This window comes from Streptomyces sp. NPDC057694, assembly GCF_042799415.1.
Taxonomy (GTDB): Bacteria; Actinomycetota; Actinomycetes; order Streptomycetales; family Streptomycetaceae; genus Streptomyces.
In genome coordinates this window covers 1-18,822 of the sequence record NZ_JBHVIX010000024.1, presented here as the reverse complement: position 1 = coordinate 18,822, position 18,822 = coordinate 1, and the positions used below count along the sequence as shown (strand labels likewise).

General features: G+C 71.8%; 15 protein-coding genes. 12 read left to right on the top strand and 3 right to left on the bottom strand.

Features of this window, described 5'->3' with window-relative positions; genetic code table 11:
* The first annotated feature begins 8 nt into the window (after positions 1-8).
* Together ACFVDP_RS34975 and ACFVDP_RS34970 are read left to right on the top strand one after the other, a co-directional pair.
* Positions 9-3,758, top strand: coding sequence for a glycosyltransferase family 2 protein (locus ACFVDP_RS34975; protein ID WP_383498588.1), 3,750 nt, complete (start codon positions 9-11; stop codon positions 3,756-3,758).
* A complete protein-coding gene (locus ACFVDP_RS34970; protein ID WP_383498585.1) occupies positions 3,755-5,245 on the top strand; it encodes a DUF5719 family protein in 1,491 nt (496 codons plus the stop codon). The genes ACFVDP_RS34975 and ACFVDP_RS34970 overlap by 4 nt, the downstream gene beginning before the upstream one ends.
* Before the next feature lie 15 nt (positions 5,246-5,260).
* On the opposite strand, the gene ACFVDP_RS34965 is transcribed toward ACFVDP_RS34970, so the two are convergent.
* Entirely contained in the window at positions 5,261-5,728 is a 468-nt protein-coding gene (locus tag ACFVDP_RS34965; RefSeq protein WP_383498847.1) for a metallopeptidase family protein, read from the bottom strand.
* 332 nt (positions 5,729-6,060) lie between these two features.
* Between ACFVDP_RS34965 and ACFVDP_RS34960 the strand changes: the two genes are divergently transcribed.
* The 9 genes from ACFVDP_RS34960 to ACFVDP_RS34920 all read left to right on the top strand — a co-directional run bounded on the left by ACFVDP_RS34960 (position 6,061) and on the right by ACFVDP_RS34920 (position 16,265).
* Positions 6,061-6,438 (top strand): DUF3499 domain-containing protein, encoded by a 378-nt coding sequence (locus tag ACFVDP_RS34960; protein WP_383498582.1) that lies wholly within the window; start codon positions 6,061-6,063, stop codon positions 6,436-6,438.
* A gap of 147 nt (positions 6,439-6,585) precedes the next feature.
* Positions 6,586-8,202 (top strand): L-lactate permease, encoded by a 1,617-nt coding sequence (locus ACFVDP_RS34955; protein WP_383498579.1) that lies wholly within the window; start codon positions 6,586-6,588, stop codon positions 8,200-8,202.
* 130 nt (positions 8,203-8,332) lie between these two features.
* Positions 8,333-9,697, top strand: coding sequence for a phosphomannomutase/phosphoglucomutase (locus ACFVDP_RS34950; protein ID WP_383498576.1), 1,365 nt, complete (start codon positions 8,333-8,335; stop codon positions 9,695-9,697).
* Between the two features lie 287 nt (positions 9,698-9,984).
* Positions 9,985-10,155 carry a Trm112 family protein gene (locus tag ACFVDP_RS34945; RefSeq protein WP_383498573.1) on the top strand — a complete coding sequence of 57 codons (171 nt, stop codon included), beginning with the start codon at positions 9,985-9,987 and terminating at the stop codon, positions 10,153-10,155.
* 34 nt (positions 10,156-10,189) lie between these two features.
* A complete protein-coding gene (locus ACFVDP_RS34940; protein WP_383498570.1) occupies positions 10,190-11,320 on the top strand; it encodes an SIS domain-containing protein in 1,131 nt (376 codons plus the stop codon).
* Between the two features lie 118 nt (positions 11,321-11,438).
* Positions 11,439-12,590: a mannose-6-phosphate isomerase, class I gene (gene manA / locus ACFVDP_RS34935; RefSeq protein ID WP_383498567.1), complete on the top strand. Its 1,152-nt coding sequence runs from the start codon at positions 11,439-11,441 to the stop codon at positions 12,588-12,590.
* A 102-nt stretch (positions 12,591-12,692) separates the two neighbouring features.
* Positions 12,693-13,676 (top strand): cation diffusion facilitator family transporter, encoded by a 984-nt coding sequence (locus ACFVDP_RS34930; RefSeq protein ID WP_383498564.1) that lies wholly within the window; start codon positions 12,693-12,695, stop codon positions 13,674-13,676.
* A 291-nt stretch (positions 13,677-13,967) separates the two neighbouring features.
* Positions 13,968-15,431, top strand: coding sequence for an adenosylhomocysteinase (gene ahcY / locus ACFVDP_RS34925; RefSeq protein WP_383498562.1), 1,464 nt, complete (start codon positions 13,968-13,970; stop codon positions 15,429-15,431).
* 219 nt (positions 15,432-15,650) lie between these two features.
* A complete protein-coding gene (locus ACFVDP_RS34920) occupies positions 15,651-16,265 on the top strand; it encodes a hypothetical protein (RefSeq protein WP_383498559.1) in 615 nt (204 codons plus the stop codon).
* 46 nt (positions 16,266-16,311) lie between these two features.
* Here ACFVDP_RS34920 and ACFVDP_RS34915 read toward each other — a convergent pair whose 3' ends face one another.
* Complete coding sequence (locus ACFVDP_RS34915; protein WP_383498845.1) at positions 16,312-17,271, bottom strand: RDD family protein; 960 nt, start codon at positions 17,269-17,271, stop codon at positions 16,312-16,314.
* 106 nt (positions 17,272-17,377) lie between these two features.
* Between ACFVDP_RS34915 and ACFVDP_RS34910 the strand changes: the two genes are divergently transcribed.
* Complete coding sequence (locus tag ACFVDP_RS34910; protein WP_383498556.1) at positions 17,378-18,385, top strand: stage II sporulation protein M; 1,008 nt, start codon at positions 17,378-17,380, stop codon at positions 18,383-18,385.
* 173 nt (positions 18,386-18,558) lie between these two features.
* Here ACFVDP_RS34910 and ACFVDP_RS34905 read toward each other — a convergent pair.
* Positions 18,559-18,822, bottom strand: a 264-nt coding sequence (locus ACFVDP_RS34905; protein WP_383498553.1) for a hypothetical protein, incomplete at its 5' end; no start/stop codon positions are given.

Here is an 18,822-nt window from a genome sequence, read left to right as displayed (position 1 = left end):
GTACCTCGATGTCCGTGCACAGCCACTCGGCAGACCAATTCGGCACTGCCGCCGCCGCGTTCAACCCGGGGCACGCCGCAGGGCTCGACCCGAGCAGCGCCCCCGAGTTCCCCAGGCATGTCGTCACCGCCGTCCTCGTCTCGCACGACGGCGCGCGCTGGCTGCCCGACGTCCTGTCAGGAGTGCTCGGCCAGGAGCGCCCGGTGCAGAACGCGGTGGCGGCCGACACCGGCAGCGCCGACGATTCCGCGGCCCTCATCGCCGGCGCGATCGGCGACGAGCGCGTCCTGCACCTCGCCCGCCGGACCGGCTTCGGCCAGGCCGTCGAGGAGGCGGTGCGCGGCGCCGGGGTCCTCACGCCCGAAGAGCTGCCGTACCTGAAGCGACCCAGCGGCTGGGACCCCGTCAGCCGCTCCTGGCGCGACGACGCGTACGACCTGCCGGACTTCCCGCACGGCGAGCCCGAGCAGTGGCTGTGGCTGCTGCACGACGACTGCGCCCCCGAATCCGACGCGCTCGCCCAGCTGTTGCGCGTCGTCGAGGCGGAGCGCGAGGCGGGCTCCGACGTCGCGATCGTCGGCCCCAAGCTGCGCGGCTGGTACGACCGCAGGCAGCTCCTGGAGGTCGGCGTCTCCATCGCCCACTCCGGGCGCCGCTGGACCGGACTCGACCGCCGCGAGCAGGACCAGGGACAGCACGACCACGTGCGGCCCGTCCTGTCCGTGTCCACCGCCGGCATGCTGATCCGGCGTGACGTCTTCGAGCAGCTCGGCGGATTCGACCGCAGGCTGCCGCTGATGCGTGACGACGTCGACCTGTGCTGGCGCGCCCAGGCCGCCGGCCATCGCGTCGTGGTCGCACCGGACGCCGTCGTGCGGCACGCCGAGGCGTCCTCGCGCGAGCGCCGCACCGTCGACTGCGTGGGCCGCACCGCGTCCTCCCCGCACAAGGTCGACAAGGCGGGCGCCGTCTACACCCTGTTGGTGAACGCGCGCGCGGCGACGCTCCCCTGGATCCTCGTCCGGCTCGTCGTCGGCACCGTGCTGCGCACCCTCGCGTACCTCGTCGGCAAGGTGCCAGGACAGGCCTTCGACGAGATCACGGGCCTGCTCGCGACACTGCTGCGGCCCGGCCGGATCATGGCCGGACGCAGGCAGCGCGGCAAGGGAATCGTCGACCCCAAGGAACTCAAGCCGCTGTTCCCGCCGCCGGGCGCGACCGTACGGCTCACCGTCGAGCAGGTCGCCGGCAATCTGTTCGGCGCCGACGACCCGGAGACCACGACCGCCGGACGGCACGGCGGCGGCGGTCTCGAATCGGGTCCCGGCGACGACGAGTTCTTCGAGGTCGAGCAGTTCGCCCGCCTCAAGCGCATCGCCCGCAACCCCGGACCGCTGCTCTTCGTGGTCCTGCTCTTCGTCTCCCTGATCGCCTGCCGCGGCCTGCTGGGCAGCGGGGCCCTCGCGGGCGGCGCGCTGCTGCCCGCGCCCGGTGACGCCTCCGACCTGTGGGCGCGCTATCTCGACGCCTGGCACGCCACCAGCACCGGCGGCACCCAGGCGGCGCCGCCCTACCTGGCCGCCGTCGCCGCGCTCTCCACCGTCCTGTTCGGCTCCACCGGACTCGCGATCACCGTGCTGCTGATCGGCTCGGTGCCGCTCGCCGGATTCACCGCGTACTTCGCGTCCCGGCCGCTGGTCGAGTCGCGGCTGCTGCGCGCGTGGGCCGCCGTCGCGTACGCGTTCCTGCCCGCCGCCACCGGCGCGCTCGCGGGCGGCCGCGTCGGCACCTCGGTCCTCGTGATCCTGCTCCCGCTCATCGCTCGCGCGGGCGCCTCGGCGTCCGGGCTCATGAACGCCAAGGGCGCGCGCGGCAGTTGGCGCGCCACCTGGGCGTACGCCCTTCTGCTGACGCTCACGACGGCCTTCACGCCCATCGTGTGGCCGATGGCCCTCGTCCTCGGCATCGGGCTCCTCGTGGTGCGCCGCGACGACATCACCGCCTACGGACTGCGCTTCCTCGCCGCGCTCGGCACACCGCTCCTGGTGCTCGCCCCGTGGTCGCTGTCGCTGCTCCCGTTCGGTTTCTTCAAGGAGGCCGGGCTCCCGTTCGGCAAGGGCTCGGCCGGCGCGCTCGCGCTGCTCGGCGCCTCACCGGGCGGCCCCGGCACCATGGGCAGTCTGCTGCTCATCGGCATCGTCCTGGCCGCGCTCGCCGCACTGCTGCGCCAGGAGCGCCGCCTCGCGGTCCTCGCCGCGTGGACCGTCGCCGTCGTGGCCCTGGTCTTCGCGGTGCTGTCCAACAGCTCGACGTGGGCAGGACCCGCCACCCTCGTCTACGGCCTGGCGCTCCTCGCCGCCGCCGCGCTCGGCGCCGACGGCGCCCGCACGCGCGTGGCCGAGCAGAGCTTCGGCTGGCGCCAGCCGGTGGCCGCGCTGATCGCGTTCGCCGCCGCAGCGGGCCCGCTGCTGCTCGCCGCGGGCTGGATGATCCGCGGCGCCGACGGTCCCCTGGAGCGGCGCGACCCGGTGCAGGTCCCGGCGTTCGTCGCCGAAGAGGCCGGTACGCGCGACCAGGCCCGCACGCTCGTCCTCGACGGCGACACGGGCGACGTCTCGTACGCGCTGGTGCGCGGCGCGGGCGCCCGCCTCGGCGACGGTGAACTGACCGACGCGGCGGGGGAGAACGGCAGGCTCGACAAGGTCGTCGCCAACCTGGTCGCGGGCTCCGGCGCCGACCAGGCCGACCAGCTCGGCGGCTTCGCCGTGCGCTACGTCCTCGTACGGGACGGGGCGCCGCGCGAGATGGGCCGCGTCCTGGACTCCACCCCCGGCCTGACCCGGCTCAGCCAGCAGGACGGCACCGCGCTGTGGCGCATCGACCGCCAGGTGGCGCGCGCGGTCGTCCTGCCCACGGCGGAGTCCGGTTCGACCTCGGACGCCGCCCGGCCGGTCGCCGCGGGCCCCGTCGAGATCCACACGACCGTGGGCTCGGGCAAGGACGGCCGCGTCCTGCGCCTCGCCGACCAGGCCGCCGAGGGCTGGACCGCCACCCTCGACGGCACTCCGCTGACGAAGACCACCGTCGACGGCTGGGCGCAGGGCTTCGAACTGCCCGCGTCCGGCGGCCGGCTCGACGTCACCTACGACACGCCGTTCACCCACACCGCCTGGCTGTGGGCGCAGGGCGCGCTCGCGATCGTCCTCGTGGTGATGGCCCTCCCGGGCCGCCGCAAGGACATCGACGACGACCTCCCCGAGGAGCCCGTCGTGCCCGCCCAGGCCGTCGAGGGCGAGGGCCGCAGAGCCCGCAGGCTGCGCGCCCAGGCCGAGGCCGAGGCCGAGCAGGCCGTCCCCGGCGCGGAGGCCCCCGCCGAGGAGGACGTCCCGGTCGCGGACATCCCGCAGCAGCAGGCGTACGGCGAGTGGGAGCAGCCCAGTTACGCGGGCGCCGAGTACGGCGCGTACCCCGCGGGCGAGCAGCAGCAGTACCAGCAGGGCGCCGGTGGTTACGGGTACGACCAGCAGGCCGACCCCTACCAGGCGGGGCAGTACGACCCGTACGCCTACGGGGGCGCCTACGACCAGCAGGTCTCGTACGACCAGCAGGCCGGGTACGACCACCAGCAGGGCGGGTACGAGCAGCAGCCCGCGTACGACCAACAGGCGCCGTACGACCCGACGTACGAGCAGCACCAGCAACATCAGCAGCACGGCACCGGCGCCGACGGTGAGCACCCCGACGGGAGCCAGCAGTGAACCGCACGACCCTGTCCCTGATCGCCGCCGTGACCGCGCTGGCCGCGGTCACGGGGTTCGCCTCCGTCAGGTCCGGAGGCGAGGACGGCGCCCCCGTCAAGGCGGCTGCCCGGCTGCCCGTCGAGCGCTCCAGCCTGCTCTGCCCGCAGCCCAGCCAGTCCGACCTCGCGGAGACCGAGTACACCTCGTACACCCCGAAGTCCGCGGGCACCGAGGGCGCGGGCAAGGCCCAGCTGATGCCCGCCGGGACGACGGCGAGCGACAGCGCCGACGCCAAGGGCAAGAGCAAGAAGGCCAAGGCGGTCGTCACTCCGAAGGAGCCCGGCAAGCCCGCCACGGGCGATGCCTCGGGCGGCGACGCACCGGCCCTGGTCGGCACCGCCGACGGCGCCCTCGCGCCCGGCTGGACCGTCCAGCAGACCACCACGGTGGACGTGGGGACGGGCCGCGGCCTGCTCGGAGTGGACTGCTCGGAGCCCGACACGGACTTCTACTTCCCCGGAGCCTCCACCGCCAAGAGCCGCAGCGACTACATCCACCTCACGAACCCGGACGACGAGCCCGCGGTCGTCGACGTGCAGCTGTACGGGCCGGACGGCGCCATCAAGTCCGAGGTCGGCGAGGGCATCCAGATCGCGGCGCACTCCAGCGTCCCGGTGCTGCTGTCGACCCTGACCGACAAGCCGTACACGAACCTGACGCTGCACGTGACCGCGCGCAGCGGCCGGGTCGCGGCCGCCGTCTCCGCCGCCGACTCCGAGCTGGGCGGCGACTGGCTGCCCGCCTCCACCGACCCGGCGGCGTCCCTGGTGCTGCCCGGCATCCCCAAGGACGCGACGGACGTCCGCCTGGTGGCCTTCGCGCCGGGCCAGGACGACGCCGACCTGAAGCTCCAGATCGCCACGTCCAGCGGCAGGATCACGCCGGCCGGGCACGACGAACTGCACGTGAAGTCCGGCATGACGACCGCCGTCGACCTCGGTGACGTCACGCGCGGCGACCCGGGCTCCCTCATCCTGACCCCGAGCGAGGACTCCGTGCCGGTGGTGGCCGCGCTGCGCGTCACGCGCGGCAAGGGCGCCGACCGGGAGACCGCCTTCATTCCGGCGACCGGCGACATCGGCACGCGCGCGACGGTCGCCGACAACCGCTCCAAGGGCTCCACGCTGGCCCTGACCGCGCCCGGCGCCACCGGCAAGGTGAAGGTCACCGCGTCGGCGGGCTCCGAGGGCGGCACGCCGGTCACGAAGGAGTACACCGTCAAGGCCGGTACGACCCTGGCGGTCGACCCGCCCGTGCCGAGCGGCCTGAAGGGCGCGTACGCGCTGACCGTCGAGCCCGTGTCGGGCGGCAAGGTCTACGGTTCGCGGATGCTGGAGGAGAAGCAGGACGGCGTCCCGGCGTTCACGATCCAGACGCTGCCGGACGACCGGGGCACGGTGTCGGTGCCCCATTCGGACGAGAACCTGTCGGTGCTCCAGAAGTAGGCGCCGAAGAGTGGGTCACTCCTCCTCGTCCCCGTAGCGGGGATCGACGGTCTCCGGGGTGAGCCCCATGACCTCGGCGACCTGCTCGACGACCACGTCGTGCACCAGGGCCGCGCGCTCGTCGCGGCCCTTGGTGCGGATCTCGATGGGGCGCCGGTAGATCACCACGCGCGCGGGCCGGTCGTCCCCCGCCGGGACCGTGCCGCCCAGCGGCACCGAGTCGCCGCCCCACGCCTCGTCCTCGGCCGTGAGCCGCGGCACCTCCAGGACGACGAAGTCGACCTCGGCCAGCGACGGCCAGCGCCGCTCCAGGCGCTCCACGGAGTCCTGCACGAGGTCCGCGAAGGTGTCGGCGCGGCTCGCGGACAGCGGCACCTGCGGGGGCGCCACGGGCCCGCGCATGCCACGGCCGTGCCGGTCGCGGCGGCGCGGCGGACGCGGCTCGCCGGGGGAGCGCGGTACCTGACTGTCTGGCCTTTCCATCACCGACGCAGCGTAGTCCTTGGGGACGCCGGAGCGGCGCACGAAGCGGGGCAGCCCCGGGCGGGCCCCCGCATGTCGCTTCCCGACCGATCAAGCCATTCTTGGGCCTGATTCCGTATCCCTCCCGGACCGCTGCACTCGCGACAGTTGACGGCATATGTCCCGAGTGGTGACCGATTTCAACTGTTCGGCAGGGCGTGCGACCCCGGGTCGCCGCAGGTCACGAAGGCGCCCGCGCGAGCCGGTGTGCGCCGTCTCACACCACGACACGGTGGGGTGACCCCGGGGAGAGTCGTCGCGGCCCGCTCAAGAGTGCGGTACCGTCCATCGCTGTGAGCCCTGTACGTCGCTGTTCGCGCACCGCTTGCGGCCGTCCCGCCGTCGCGACGCTGACGTACGTCTACGCCGACTCGACCGCGGTCCTCGGCCCGCTCGCCACCTACGCCGAACCCCACTGCTACGACCTGTGCGCCGAGCACTCCGAGCGCCTCACCGCGCCGCGTGGCTGGGAGGTCGTCCGGCTCCACAACAGCAGTGGCCCGAGCCGCCCCAGCGGCGACGACCTGGAGGCCCTGGCCAACGCCGTGCGCGAGGCCGCCCGCCCCCAGGAGCGCGCCGCCGAGGCCGGCGGCAAGGGCCCGCGCACCGCGGACCCCATGGAGGTCGCCCGCCGCGGCCACCTCAGGGTCCTGCGCTCGCCCGACAACTGACCGCATACGGGGGCACAGCGCGCCCGCGACGCACGCCTTCACCGGATCTTCGCCACCATCTCTGTCACGCACGTTGACGCGCGTTTGTTGAGGACAGAACACTTTCGCCACCCTGTCCATGGGAATCCGGGATTCCGGGAGGCGCCCGTGTTCGTCCAGCAACTGGAGCCCGTCAGCGGCTCGCTAGGCCTGTCCGCCCTCGTCGCGACCCTGCCCCTCGTCACCGTCCTCGTCCTGCTCGGCGCCGTGCGCATGAAAGCCCACCGCGCGGGCCTGATCGGCCTCGGCGTCGCCGTCCTGGTCGCCTGGCTCGCGTACGGCATGCCGCTCGGCCAGACCCTCTCCAGCGGTGCGCAGGGCGTGCTGTTCGGGCTCTTCCCCATCATGTGGATCGTCGTCAACGCCCTGTGGGTGTACCGGATGACGGTCCGCACCAGACATTTCGACATCCTGCGCCGCTCCTTCGGACGGCTCTCCGACGACCCGCGCATCCAGGCCCTCGTCATCGCGTTCTGCTTCGGCGCGCTCCTGGAGGCCCTCGCCGGATTCGGCGCGCCCGTCGCGATCTGCTCGGTGATGCTCGTCGCGCTCGGCTTCGACCCGGTGAAGGCCGCGGTCGTCTCGCTGGTCGCCAACACCGCGCCGGTCGCCTTCGGCGCCATGGGCACCCCCGTCGTGACGCTCGCGTCGGTCACCGGCCTGCCGCTGGACACCGTCGCCTCCGTGGTGGGCCGTCAGACACCGCTGCTCGCGCTCGTCGTGCCGCTGGTGCTCGTCGGTCTGGTCGACGGGCGGCGCGGGCTGCGCGAGACCTGGGTGCCCGCGCTGGCCTGCGGAGTCGCCTTCGCCGTCGTCCAGTTCGCGGCCTCCAACTACGTCTCCGCGCAACTCGCCGACATCGGAGCCGCGCTGATCGGCGCCGCCGCCCTCGTCGCCGTGCCGCAGGCGCGCAGGCCCGCCGCCGAACCGGTGCGCGCCGCGGTCCTGACCGGCGTACGCAGCGAAGACCTCGACGAGGAGGACCCGCGGCCCGAAGTGCTGCGCGCCTACGCCCCGTACGCGCTCATCGTCGTGATCTTCTCCCTCGCCCAGATCCCCGCCGTCAAGGACTGGCTCGCCAAGGCCAACCGCGTCTTCGACTGGCCCTTCCTGAACGTCGCGGGCCCCGACGGCAAGCCGGTGAGCGGAAACGTGTTCACCCTGCCGCTGGTCTCCACCGGAGGCACCCTCGTGCTGATCGCCGGCGTGCTGACGGCCGTCGTCATCGGGGTGCACGCGCGCGTGGCGGTGCGCGAATGGCTGGGGACCGTGCACGAACTGCGGTTCGCGATCCTCACGGTGACGAGCGTGCTCGCTCTCGCCTACGTCATGAACCTCTCCGGGCAGGCCGCCACCATCGGCCACTTCGTGGCCGCGGCGGGCGCGGGCCTCGCCTTCCTGTCGCCCGTCCTCGGCTGGTTCGGCGTCGCGGTCTCCGGCTCCGACACCTCGGCCAACGCCCTCTTCGGAGCACTCCAGGTGACGGCCGCCCAGCAGTCGGGCCTGTCGCCGGAACTCCTCGCCGCGGCGAACAGCTCGGGCGGCGTCCTCGGCAAGATGATCTCCCCGCAGAACCTCACCATCGCGTGCGCGGCCGTCGGCCTCGCGGGCCGGGAAGGCGATCTGCTGCGCAAGGTGCTGCCGTGGAGCCTGGGACTGCTGCTCGTGATGTGCCTCATCGTGTACGCGCAGAGCACGGCGGCGCTGTCCTGGATGCTGCCGTGACGCTCGTGTGACCAGCACGGATGACGGACGGCGGGTTCTTTGCGAGGAATGAGGGGTTCACGCTCTGTTGTCGGTGGGGACCGGTAGTTTGTGGGGTCCGTGAAGTACTTCAGGAGGGCTGGACCGGGCCATGGCTGCTGATCTGTCGCAGATCGTCAAGGCGTACGACGTGCGCGGGGTGGTCCCGGACCAGTGGGACGAGGAGCTGGCCGAGTTGTTCGGTGCCGCGTTCGTCCGGGTCACAGACGCGACGGCGATCGTGACGGGGCACGACATGCGGCCCTCGTCCCCGGGCCTGTCCCGGGCGTTCGCGCGGGGCGCGGCGGCGCAGGGTGCGGATGTCACGGAGATCGGCCTGTGCTCGACCGATCAGCTGTATTACGCGTCGGGTGCGTTGCATCTGCCGGGCGCGATGTTCACGGCCTCGCACAATCCGGCGCGGTACAACGGCATCAAGCTGTGCCGGGCGGGTGCGGCCCCGGTCGGCCGGGACACGGGCCTGAGCGACATCCGGCGGCTGGCGGAGGAGTGGAGCGACGCGGGTGCCCCGGCGCCTGCCGCGACCACCGGCACCATCACCGGGCGGGACACCCTGGACGACTATGCGGCGCACTTGCGTGGCCTGGTCGATCTCACGGCGATCCGTCCGCTGAAGGTCGTGGTCGACGCGGGCAACGGGATGGGCGGGCACACCGTGCCGACCGTTCTGGCGGGTCTCCCGCTGGAGGTGGTGCCGATGTATTTCGAGCTGGACGGCACGTTCCCCAACCATGAGGCGAACCCGCTGGACCCGGCCAATCTGGTGGACCTCCAGGCGCGGGTGCGGGCGGAGGGCGCCGACATCGGTCTGGCTTTCGACGGTGACGCGGACCGTTGCTTCGTGGTCGACGAGCACGGGGATCCGGTGTCCCCGTCGGCGATCACGGCGCTGGTGGCCTCCCGGGAGCTGGCGCGCAACGGCGGGTCGGGCACGATCATCCACAACCTGATCACGTCCTGGTCGGTGCCCGAGGTGGTCAGGGAGCAGGGCGGTACGCCGGTGCGCACGCGCGTGGGTCACTCGTTCATCAAGCAGGAGATGGCGACGACCGGTGCGATCTTCGGCGGGGAGCACTCGGCGCACTACTACTTCAAGGACTTCTGGAACGCGGACACGGGCATGCTCGCCGCGCTGCACGTCCTGGCGGCGCTCGGCGGCCAGGACGGTCCGCTCTCCTCCCTGGTCTCCTCCTACGACCGCTATGCCGGTTCCGGCGAGATCAACTCCACGGTCGCCGACCAGGGCGACCGCCTTGCCGCGATCAAGGCCGCGTACGGCGACCGGGACGGCATCACCCTGGACGAGCTCGACGGCCTCACCGTCACGGCGAAGGACTGGTGGTTCAACGTCCGCCCGTCGAACACGGAGCCGCTGCTCCGCCTGAACGCGGAGGCCCGGGACCGGGAGATTATGGAGAAGGTCCGCGACGAGGTCCTCGGGGTCATCAGGGCTTGATGGTCGGCTGCGGCCCGGTGGGGGCTGGTCGCGCAGTTCCCCGCGCCCCTGGAAGCGAGCTCCGCTCGCCCAGGGGCAGGGGAAGGCGCGCGAAGCGCTGCCTTCAGGGGCGCGGGGAACTGCGCGAGAAGCGGCCACCGGCCCGCACCCGACCGACAACCCAGAAGCGCGGAGCGCAAGCGAGGGGAACTGCGCGACCAGCCCCACCGGCCCGCTGCCGCGAACGCCCCGGCGGTACCCTGACCGGGCCACCCACAAAGGCACCCGTAACCCCGAAGGGAACCCCCATGCCGCTCGAAGCCGGCCTCCTGGAGATCCTCGCCTGCCCGGCCTGCCACGCCCCCCTCAAGGAGGCCGAAGCCGAGCTGGTCTGCACCTCCAAGGACTGCGCCCTGGCCTACCCGGTCCGCGACGGCATCCCCGTCCTCCTCGTCGACGAGGCCCGCCACCCCGCGTAACCCGCAAAGACGCCGCCCGCAGGAGGCCCGCGCCATGTTCGACGAAACGCTCCTGGACGACCCGGACGCGCTGGCCAGGGCCGACCGCCGCGCCCTGCTCCGCGGCGCCGCGGAGGCGGGCGCCCGCGTGCGCACCGCGGCCCGGTACGCCGCCGAGGCCGGCATCGCCGAGCTGAAACCGGACGGCCGCCCGCGCGCCGTCCTCATCGCGGGCCCCGGCATCGCGGCCCTCGGCGTCGCGGAGTTCATCGGCCGCCTGGCGGGCTCCGCCTGCCCGGTCGTCCGGCTGCGCTCCACCGGCGTCGCCCCCGCCACCGGCGCCCTGCGCTGGGAACTGCCCGGCTGGGCGGGCTCGGTCGACCTGCTGCTGATCGCCACCCCGGACGGCGGCGAGCCGAGCCTCTCGCTCCTGGTCGAACAGGCGTACCGCCGAGGCGTCTCGGTCGTCGCGGTCGGCCCCTCCGGCTCCCCGCTGACCGAGAGTGTGGCCGGCGCCCACGGCCTGTTCGTACCGATGGCGACAGCCCCGTACGACGAGCAGGAGACCCCCGTCGCGGCCTCCGCCCCCGGCTCCCTGTGGGCCCTGCTCACCCCGCTGCTCGCGCTCCTCGACCGCACCGGCCTGCTCAGCGCGCCGCCGGAGGACCTGGAGAAGGTCGCCGACCGCCTCGACCGCACCGCCGAACGCTGCGGCCCGGCCATCGCCACGTACAGCAACCCGGCCAAGACGCTCGCCTCCGAGCTGGCCGACGCGCTGCCGCTGATCTGGACGGAGGGCGCCGCCGCGGGCCCGGCCGGCCGCCGGTTCGCCGCCGCGCTCGCCGAACTGGCCGGCCGTCCGGCGCTCGCCGCCGACCTGCCCGAGGCGCTGCCCGCCCACGGCGCGCTCCTGGCGAGCGACCTCGCCGCGGGCGCCGACCCCGACGACTTCTTCCGCGACCGCGTCGACGAGGCCCAGGCCCTGCGCGCCCGCGTCGTCCTGCTCCGCGACCGGCCCACCGGCGGCCTCAGCGCCGCCCCGGCCGCCCGCGAACTCGCGCTCTCGCACGGCACCGCGATCAGCGAGCTCGAACCCGAGGAGGGCAGCGACCTGGAGACCCTCGCGGAGCTGATCGCCGTCACGGATTTCGCCGCCGTTTACCTGGGCCTCGCCTCCGGTACGTGACCCGGAGCCGACCCTGTCCCCGGCCCGGCCGCACCCGCCGGGCCCGCCCGCCCTGGACCGCGTCCGCGCCACGGACCGCGCCTCCTGCCCCGGACCGCGTACGGAGAACGAACACGTCATGGACCGCCTCACCAATACCGTCCGCCCCTACGCCTGGGGCTCCACCACCGCCATCCCGCGGCTCGTCGGCGCCGAACCGACCGGCGAACCCCAGGCCGAGATGTGGATGGGCGCCCACCCCGGCGCCCCCTCCGGCACGGAGCGCGGCCCGCTGAACGAGGTCATCGACGCGCACCCCGAGCAGGAACTCGGCGCCCGCGCGACCGCCAAGTTCGGCCCCCGCCTGCCCTTCCTGCTCAAGCTGCTCGCCGCCGGCGCCCCCCTCTCCCTCCAGGTCCACCCCGACCTCGCCCAGGCGAAAGAGGGATACGAGGACGAGGAGAAGCGGGGCGTCCCGATCGACGCCCCGCACCGCAACTACAAGGACGCCAACCACAAGCCCGAACTCATCTGCGCGCTCACCGAGTTCGACGGCCTGTGCGGCTTCCGCGCCCCCGAGGAGGCGGCCCGGCTCCTCGAAGGCCTCGGCGTCGACAGCCTCAAGCCGTACGTGGACCTGCTGCGCGCCCAGCCCGAAGAGGCCGCGCTGCGCGAGGTCCTCACCGCCGTGCTGTCCGCGGACCGCGCCGAGATCACGGCGACCGTCACCGAGGCGACCGCCGCCGCCCAGCGCATCGGCGGCGCCTACGAGCCGTACGCGGGCATCGCCCACCACTACCCGGGCGATCCGGGCGTGATCGCGGCGATGCTCCTCAACCACGTACGACTGCAGCCGGGGGAGGCCCTGTTCCTCGGCGCCGGCGTCCCGCACGCCTACCTCGACGGGCTCGGCGTCGAGATCATGGCCAACTCCGACAACGTCCTGCGCTGCGGCCTCACCCCCAAGCACGTGGACGTCCCCGAACTGCTGCGCATCGTCCGCTTCGAGGCGAGCGACCCGGGCGTGCTGCGCCCCGAGGCGTCGCCCGACGGCGAAGAGCTGTACGACACGCCCATCGACGAGTTCCGGCTCTCCCGCTACGTGCTGCCGGAGAGCGGCACGACCCACGACCTCAGCGCGCCGACCCCGCAGATCCTGCTCTGCACCGCGGGCTCGGTCCGTGTGGGCGACCTCGACCTCGCTCCCGGCGGATCCGCTTTCGTCCCGGCAGACGAAAAGACCGAAGTGTCCGGAGTGGGAACGGTTTTCCGTGCGACGGTCGTGGCCTGAGACGGTCTGAGAGACCCCTGTGCCGTCCCGTGCTGCAACAATGGCCCACCGCTGCACGGGACGTACGCATACGCAGAACCTCGAAGGGACACCGGGAACGACATGAGTGCTTCAGGCGGAGCAAAGGCGATCGTGGCGGCACTGGCCGCCAACCTCGCGATCGCGGCATCGAAGTTCGTGGCGTTCCTCTTCAGTGGCTCCTCGTCGATGCTCGCCGAGTCGGTCCACTCGCTGGCCGACTCCGGCAACCAGGCCCTGCTCCTCATCGGCGGCAAGAAGGCCCAGCGCGAGGCGACCCCGCAACACCCCTTCGGCTACGGCCGCGAGCGCTACATCTACGCCTTCCTGGTGTCGATCGTGCTCTTCTCGGTCGGCGGCATGTTCGCCGTCTACGAGGGCTACGAGAAGATCAAGCACCCGCACGAGCTGGAGCACTGGTACTGGCCGGTCGGCGTCCTCGTCTTCGCGATCCTCGCCGAGGGCTTCTCCTTCCGTACGGCCATCAAGGAGTCCAACCAGCTGCGCGGCAAGCTGACCTGGAGCCAGTTCATCCGGCGGGCCAAGGCCCCCGAGCTGCCGGTCGTCCTCCTGGAGGACTTCGGCGCCCTGATCGGTCTCGTGCTCGCCCTGCTCGGCGTCGGCCTGACCCTCGGCACCGGCGACGGCGTCTGGGACGGCATCGGCACCCTCTGCATCGGTCTGCTCCTGATCGCCATCGCCATCGTCCTCGCCCTGGAGACCAAGTCCCTGCTCCTCGGCGAGGCCGCGGGCACGGAGGAGGTCGCCAAGATCGAGCAGGCCGTCGTCGACGGCGACACCGTCACCGGCCTGATCCACATGCGCACGCTCCACCTCGGCCCCGAGGAACTCCTCGTCGCGGCGAAGATCGCCGTGCAGCACGACGACACCGCCGCCGAGGTGGCCCGCGCCATAAACGAAGCCGAGGCCCGCATCCGCGCCGCCGTGCCGATCGCCCGGGTCATCTACCTCGAACCCGACATCTACAGCGAGTCCGAGGCCGCCAAGGGCGCGGACCCGGAGGCGGCCCCCGGCGGCCCGACGCCGAACCCGACGCCGGGCCACTGACCACTCCCGTACGCGGTCGGCCCGGCCCCCGATACCGAGACGGGGTAGGGCCGACTGGGCCGATCGGTGTAGCTTTGTCACGAGCCAGACGTCGCTGCTGATGGCGGTCGGGCGGCCCGCCGTGCGGGCCGGCCGAGGGAGAGAGGGCCTCCGACGGACTGCGCTGCGAGTATCGACAGGACACCTGTGTCCGACGACGCCCGCAGACCAGCCACGCATGCCTCCACCCGGACGGCATACGGACGAAGCCCACCTCGACCATCCGCAACTGCACCGAGGAGCAGCTCACTTATGACTTCTGTCGCCGACCGACAGGGCCAGGACTTCAAGGTCGCCGATCTCTCCCTCGCGGAGTTCGGCCGCAAGGAGATCACGCTCGCCGAGCACGAGATGCCCGGCCTGATGTCGATCCGCAAGGAGTACGCCGCCGCGCAGCCGCTGGCCGGCGCGCGCGTCACCGGTTCGCTCCACATGACGGTCCAGACGGCCGTCCTCATCGAGACCCTCGTCGCGCTCGGCGCCGAGGTCCGCTGGGCGTCCTGCAACATCTTCTCCACGCAGGACCACGCCGCCGCGGCCATCGCGGTGGGCCCGAACGGCACGCCGGACAACCCGCAGGGCGTCCCGGTCTTCGCCTGGAAGGGCGAGAGCCTGGAGGAGTACTGGTGGTGCACGGAGCAGGCGCTGACCTGGCCGAACACGCCCACCGGCGGTCCGAACATGATCCTCGACGACGGTGGTGACGCCACCCTCCTCGTCCACAAGGGCGTCGAGTACGAGAAGGACGGCAAGGTCCCCTCGGTCGACACCGCCGAGTCCGACGAGCACCGCGTCATCCTCCAGCTCCTGAACGACACGATCTCCAACGGTTCGCAGAAGTGGACCCAGCTCGCCTCGGAGATCCGCGGCGTGACGGAGGAGACCACGACGGGTGTCCACCGTCTGTACGAGATGCAGCGCGACGGGGCCCTGCTGTTCCCCGCGATCAATGTGAACGACGCGGTGACGAAGTCGAAGTTCGACAACAAGTACGGCTGCCGTCACTCGCTGATCGACGGCATCAACCGTGCCACGGACGTTCTCATCGGCGGCAAGACCGCTCTGGTCTGCGGTTACGGGGATGTCGGCAAGGGCTGTGCGGAGTCGCTGCGTGGCCAGGGTGCCCGCGTGATCGTCACGGAGATCGACCCGATCTGCGCGCTGCAGGCGGCGATGGACGGTTTCCAGGTCGCGACGCTGGACGAGGTCGTCGACAAGGTCGACATCTTCGTCACGACGACGGGCAACAAGGACATCATCATGGCCTCGGACATGGCCAGGATGAAGCACCAGGCGATCGTCGGGAATATCGGCCACTTCGACAACGAGATCGACATGGCCGGTCTCGCGAAGATCGACGGGATCGTCAAGGACGAGGTGAAGCCGCAGGTCCACACGTGGACGTTCCCCGACGGCAAGGTCATCATCGTGCTGTCCGAGGGCCGTCTGCTGAACCTGGGCAATGCGACGGGGCACCCGTCGTTCGTGATGTCCAACTCCTTCGCGGACCAGACGCTGGCGCAGATCGAGCTGTTCACCAAGCAGGCCGAGTACCCGACCGACGTGTATGTGCTGCCCAAGCACCTGGACGAGAAGGTCGCGCGTCTCCACCTGGACTCGCTGGGCGTCAAGCTCACCGAGCTCCGTCCGGAGCAGGCCTCGTACATCGGTGTCGAGGTCGAAGGCCCGTACAAGCCGGACCACTACCGCTACTGAGCACACTGAGCACCCCGTACCGGTCGACCGCATCACGCGCCGACTGAACCGGCTGCAAGGACAGGCCCCCGCACCCCCGTGCCGGGGGCCTGTCCCGTACCTGCCGCACCGCTGGCTACGGTGGACACGTCCTTCGACGCCGGCCAGAACCACCCGGCCCGAACCCGCGACCGGTGGCGGCGGCCGTCACCAGGCCAGACAGAGGACCCCACGAAGCCCATGCCCCGCGGCCGTTATTCGCTCCATGATCCGCACGATCACACCCCTCTCGGCGAAGAACACTTCCACTGCGCGCCCGGCCCCTCCGGCTGGCGCTACGTCGCGCAACGAACCATCCCTTCCGGCGATCACGCCGGCTCGATCGACCTCGCCCTCGACGAACTCGGCCGCCCCATCCGCCTCGAAGTGAACGCGTCGAGCTGGCAGGTCCGCGGCGCCGCCCTCGACGGCGTCACCTGGGTGCGCACCGACCCCACCGGCACACACGCCACAGAAGGAAACGCTCCCGCGCACGCGTTCACGGGCACGTCCCCCGCGTTCCTCATCGCCACCACGCGTCTGCTGAGCCTCACCCCCGCTTCCCCCGTGACCCGTGTCCGCCTTGTCGCTCTCACCGATCCGGTCCTGGCCCCGCGCACCGTGGACCAGTCCTGGACCTTGCTGAACAGCGAAGCACACGCCACTGACAACGGACCCCTGACCGTGGACGCGTACCAGGTCACAGCCCTGGACACCGGCGAGCAGCACACCGTTCACATCAGCGGCGACGTCGTTCTCGCGGCCCCCGGCATCGAGCTGGAGGACCTCGAGACTCCGCCTTCGGTATTCGCCTGACACCTCGCGCCGGATGTCCGATGCGGGATGTTCGATGCCCGGTGTGTCAGGCCGGCGGCGCGAACCCGGTGGCCGGCGGCTCGGACCCGCCGTCTCGGTCTCGGTCTCGGTCACTGGGAACCGAAGACGGAGCCGGCGGCTTGCTGAACGCGTCCGGTGCGGGGGCGACGGGCGGCGTGTACGGAGCGGGCTGGGCCGGAGCACCCGCGGGGGCGTATCCGGCCGGGGCGGGGTACACCGGCCCACGCCCGTGCTGCGCCGCTCCGAAGGCCCGCTGCGCTTCCCGCGACTGCCGCTCGTGCACCACGGCGGCCAAGAACGCCGCGGGCGGCACGTCCATCGGCACGGGAGCGCCGGTGTGCGCGGCGACATCGGCCGCGAGCCGCCCGGCCATCCCCTGTCCCACCTGCGGGTCCAACTGCCCCATCCGCGTCAGGTACTGGCGCACCGCGAGCCACAGCCCCTCGGGCACGGCGGACAGATCGAGCTGCGCGAACCGCCCGACCAGCCACGGCGGCGGAGCCGGAACGAACGCCGCCTGCCCGGTGGGCACCCGCTCGCGCACGACGAGCGTCCCGGCGACCACATCCCCGATCCGGCGCCCACGCGCGGACACCAACGAGGCGATGCACGCCACGACCCCGAAGGTCATCAGAATCTCCACGACGCCGACGGCCCCCCGCACCAGCGCGTGCCGGAACCGGATCGGCCCTCCGTCGTCCCGCACCACCCGCAGCCCGCACGCGAGCTTCCCCAGCGACCGCCCGCGGCTCAACGTCTCCACCGCGATCGGAATCCCGACGAGCACGAGCAGGAACGTGGCCACGGCCACCGCCGCCGAAGCGGCGTCGTCCAGGGAGGCCGTGCCCGCCACGATCGCCATGGTCACGACGATGTAGACGGCGAAGGCCGCCGCGAGATCGATGAGCACGGCGAGCGCCCGGCTCGGCAGTTTCGCAGGCCGCAGCTCCAGAGCCACCGCCTCGCCCGTCACCAGATCACTCACACCGGCCACCCGCCCTTCCCTGACCTGCCCCTAGGAACCGCCAGTCTGCCAAGCTGAGGGCACATCGCGCCGCACAGGTGCCGGAAAGCGAGGAGCAGCAGACCGGATGGACCTCGACGTCTTTGTGTCCGCCCACCGGGCCGAGTGGGATCGCCTGGACGCTCTGCTGCGCCGGCGAAGCCGTCTGACCGGCACGGAGGCGGACGAACTGGTCACGCTGTACCAGCGCACGGCCACTCATCTCTCCCTCATCCAGTCGAGCGCACCGGACCCCCGGATCGTCGGCCGCCTCACCCAACTCGTGGCACGCGCGCGTAGTGCCGTGACAGGCACCCGCCGTGCTTCATGGCGCGACGTGACCGACTTCCTGACGCGCGGATTCCCGGCAGCGGTCTACCGGGCCCGTCACTGGTGGGTCCCCACGGCCCTGATATCCACCGCGATAGCCGCCCTGATCGGCTGGTGGATCGGCACCCACCCCGGCGTCCAGGCCTCCATTGCCGCCCCTGCGGAACTCCGCGAGATGACCCGCCCCGGCGGCCAGTACGAGACGTACTACTCGAGCCACCCGGCGGCCTCCTTCGCGGCCCAGGTGTGGACGAACAACGCCCAGGCGGCCGCCATGTGCCTGGTCCTGGGGGTCTTCCTCGGCCTTCCGGTCCTCTGGATCCTCTTCCAGAACATGCTCAACGTCGGCGTGGGCATCGGCCTCATGACGTCCGCCGGCCGCCTCGACACCTTCCTGGGCCTGATCCTTCCGCACGGTCTCCTGGAACTGACAGCGGTCTTCGTCGCCGCCGGCACCGGCCTCCGTCTCGGCTGGACCGTCATCGATCCAGGCCCGCGCACCCGCCGCACCGCCCTCGCTGAGGAGGGCCGCGCAGCCCTGGGCATGGCCATCGGCCTGGCCCTGGTCCTCTTCATCTCGGGCGCCATCGAAGGCTTCGTCACCCCTTCGGGCCTCCCGACCTGGGCCCGCATCGGCATCGGCATCGCGGCCGAACTCGCTTTCCTCACCTACGTCTACGTCCTCGGTGGCCGCGCCACCCGAGAGGGCGAGACCGGCGATGTGCCCGAGTCGGAGCGCAGCGCGCTGCTGCCGACAGCGGCTTGATGTGCACTCGGGCTCTCTGACCTGCTAGTCTCCTCTTCGCCCCGGAAAGACCGTTGACACGGACTGGACGGGGAGGTAGATTCGAACAGTTGCCCCGAACTCGACAGGTTCGCTTGCAACGGCTAGCATCTAGCTCGCTTCACGAAACACTTTCTTTCGAGAAGCCCCCCTGACTAATTCAGAAATAAACAGCCGGTCAGACCGGCCCAAAACTTCTGATAAAGTCGGATCAGCCGAAAGGCAAAGGCCCTCCAACGGCCACTGGAAACAAATTCGGACCGGAAACGGAACGGAAAACGGATCTGGTAAGGTTGGAAACACGCAGTAACAGTAGAAAAGAAGTACCGAAGGGAAGCGCCCGGAGGAAAGCCCGAGAGGGTGAGTACAAAGGAAGCGTCCGTTCCTTGAGAACTCAACAGCGTGCCAAAAATCAACGC

What these genes read in the sequence shown, in the direction of transcription:
- ACFVDP_RS34975 (WP_383498588.1), top strand. Translation starts at nt 9, where the DNA reads ATGTCCGTGCACAGCCACTCGGCAGACCAATTCGGCACTGCCGCCGCC.
- ACFVDP_RS34965 (WP_383498847.1), bottom strand. Translation starts at nt 5,728, where the DNA reads ATGGAAAGGCCAGACAGTCAGGTACCGCGCTCCCCCGGCGAGCCGCGT.
- ACFVDP_RS34950 (WP_383498576.1), top strand. Translation starts at nt 8,333, where the DNA reads ATGGCTGCTGATCTGTCGCAGATCGTCAAGGCGTACGACGTGCGCGGG.
- ACFVDP_RS34945 (WP_383498573.1), top strand. Translation starts at nt 9,985, where the DNA reads ATGCCGCTCGAAGCCGGCCTCCTGGAGATCCTCGCCTGCCCGGCCTGC.
- ACFVDP_RS34940 (WP_383498570.1), top strand. Translation starts at nt 10,190, where the DNA reads ATGTTCGACGAAACGCTCCTGGACGACCCGGACGCGCTGGCCAGGGCC.
- manA (WP_383498567.1), top strand. Translation starts at nt 11,439, where the DNA reads ATGGACCGCCTCACCAATACCGTCCGCCCCTACGCCTGGGGCTCCACC.
- ACFVDP_RS34930 (WP_383498564.1), top strand. Translation starts at nt 12,693, where the DNA reads ATGAGTGCTTCAGGCGGAGCAAAGGCGATCGTGGCGGCACTGGCCGCC.
- ahcY (WP_383498562.1), top strand. Translation starts at nt 13,968, where the DNA reads ATGACTTCTGTCGCCGACCGACAGGGCCAGGACTTCAAGGTCGCCGAT.
- ACFVDP_RS34920 (WP_383498559.1), top strand. Translation starts at nt 15,651, where the DNA reads ATGCCCCGCGGCCGTTATTCGCTCCATGATCCGCACGATCACACCCCT.
- ACFVDP_RS34910 (WP_383498556.1), top strand. Translation starts at nt 17,378, where the DNA reads ATGGACCTCGACGTCTTTGTGTCCGCCCACCGGGCCGAGTGGGATCGC.